Origin of the sequence: Streptomyces otsuchiensis, from assembly GCF_004305975.1 — a bacterium.
Taxonomy (GTDB): domain Bacteria; phylum Actinomycetota; class Actinomycetes; order Streptomycetales; family Streptomycetaceae; genus Streptomyces; species Streptomyces otsuchiensis.
In genome coordinates, this window is record NZ_BHZI01000476.1 from 1 (window position 1) to 2,164 (window position 2,164).

General features: G+C 68.3%; 2 protein-coding genes. Both read right to left on the reverse strand.

The features are described from left to right. Nucleotides 1-40: 40 nt before the first annotated feature. Nucleotides 41-583: an RloB family protein gene (locus E0D90_RS25220; RefSeq protein WP_157996953.1), complete on the reverse strand. Its 543-nt coding sequence runs from the start codon at nucleotides 581-583 to the stop codon at nucleotides 41-43. Between the two features lie 49 nt (nucleotides 584-632). Continuing rightward, nucleotides 633-1,958: an AAA family ATPase gene (locus tag E0D90_RS25225; protein WP_130800234.1), complete on the reverse strand. Its 1,326-nt coding sequence runs from the start codon at nucleotides 1,956-1,958 to the stop codon at nucleotides 633-635. Nucleotides 1,959-2,164: the final 206 nt, after the last annotated feature.

The window sequence follows — 2,164 nt, forward strand, 5'->3', positions numbered from 1 at the left end:
CCCCCGCCCTGACACGCCGGCCGGCCCGGCAGGCACATCCTCACCCGTCGCGGTCGTCGTCCTCGCCGCTGATGACCAGCGCCAGCTTCCACATGCGCGTGGACGGGTTCGCCATGTGCTCCCCGTGCTCCGGGGCCAGCAGCCTCGCGCGTCGCGCCGCCAGGCGCCAGCGGGCGTTGCCGTAGTCGCGTTCGAAGTCGAGTGACTTGTCCGTGCGCACCTCGACGTGCTTGCGCAGCAGTGTCCTGACGGCCCGGTAGTCCTTCAGCCAACCGTGTTGATCACTGTGGTGGAGGAGCAGCCAGACCTCGAAGCAGGGGTTGGAGACGGCGAGTTCGATGCCGGACTCGGTGGCGAGGTTCATCGCGGTCGTCAGATCGCCGTACTCGTCGACGTCGGTGACACACCAGATCTGGTCGAACTCCCGGTCAGCGCCTCCCCAGCGATCGGCGGCGTACTGGACCAGCTGAAGCGGGGAGCCCGGCTTCTTGGTCACCCGGACGGAGAGGTTCCGCCGCTTGAAGTGCGCCCTGAAACCGCTCAGATAGTCGATCTCCGTCGACTCGGCTCCGCAGACGACCATGATCTGGTCGGCGCTCTCCCTCGTCTCCGTGCGACGCGTCAGCTCCGTCTCACGCCGTGGCCTGGCGGCTCGGCCGCTCGGTTTCGGTGTCCTGGCCAGCGTCCCCACCCCTTCTCCGCACGGCGTCGGCGAACCCCTCGTCGAGGAACGGGACCCCGCCGTAGCTGCCCCCCAGGTACCGCCGCTCCCGGTTCTCATCGCGCCTCGGCTTGAACTCCGCGAGGGAATACGCGGATGTCTCGCCGTACCGGTCCTTCTCGACGAACCAGACCTGGTCACGTTTGAGGATGTCCTCGCCCTCCTTGCGCCCGAGCAGACTCGCGTCGTGGCTCGTGAAGATCAACTGGGCGCCGTGGGGGTTGGTGTCCGCGCTCTGGAAGAGGCCGATCAGACGGGCGGTCAACAGGGTGTGCAGGCTGGCGTCGATCTCGTCGACGACGAAGGTCCCGCCCTGGCGCAGGACCGAGAGGAACCGGGGTGCCTGTTCCAGCAGGGCCTGGGTGCCCGAGGACTCGTCGTGCAACTCCATCTGGACGATCCCGTCACGCCCGCGGTGCCCCAGCCACGGCCGAATCGCCTCCCGGGGCCCGCCGTTCTCCAGTTCGCGCAGGAGGCTGCTGGGCAGCCGAGACCCGAAACGGCGCCGCAGCTCCTCCTCGTTCATGAGCACGCGTTCCGTACCGCACTCCTCGATGCCGAGATCGGCCGCCCGGAGGAGATCCATGATCTCAGGGTGCCGTTCGGCCTCCTGGAGGGCGCGCGTCGCGGACATACCGACCGACCGCGTGCCGTTTGAACGGCGGAACTGCAGGCTGCGCGCGAACCAGTCGTACACGGGACGGAAATCGGGCTGCTTCGAGCGGGCGGCCAGGGACAGGAACAGCACGTTCGGCTCCGTGATGCTCTCGACCAGGGCGAGCTCACGGGACTGCTGGGACGCACCGGGTCTGACCACGTCCAGTTCTCGCGAGAACACCTCACGCTTCCGGCCCTGGGGATAGCTGTCCAGCCACTCCTCGACGACGCGGTGATCGTCGACGCCGAAACCGTACGTGTAGCGCACGCCGCCCAGCAGCAGATCGACGACGAACCAGGACGGCTCGTCCGCGGCCTCCTCGTCCAGCAGGAACGGGCTCCGTTCGACCCCGCCGTCAGGTTCGGCGTCCCGATGGGAGGAGACGACCATCCGGGCCATGTACTGCAGGGCGCTGACCACGTTGGACTTCCCGGAAGCGTTGGCTCCGAAGACCCCCGCCACGGGAACGGCCTGCCACTGGGTGTCTTCGGGGCGGTCCGCGTCGTAGACGGGGTGCAGATTGAGCTGCTGTTCGCGACGGATCGAGCGATGGTTCGCCACCCGGAAACTCAACAACATGGAGCGCACCTCCCTGGCGGTCGTTCCCCTGGCCCGCGTTCCGTACCAGTAAATCGCGCCTATTCGCGCGTGGCAATCCGAAGCGGCGTGCCTGCCGTCGATCTGTGTGGGAAAACCGTTCATCTCCGGGGGTGCGGCGATACCGGCTCGCGCCGGTGCCGGTGTTCGCCCGCCCCCGTCCCGGGTGGGGGTGGGGCGGGCGGGGG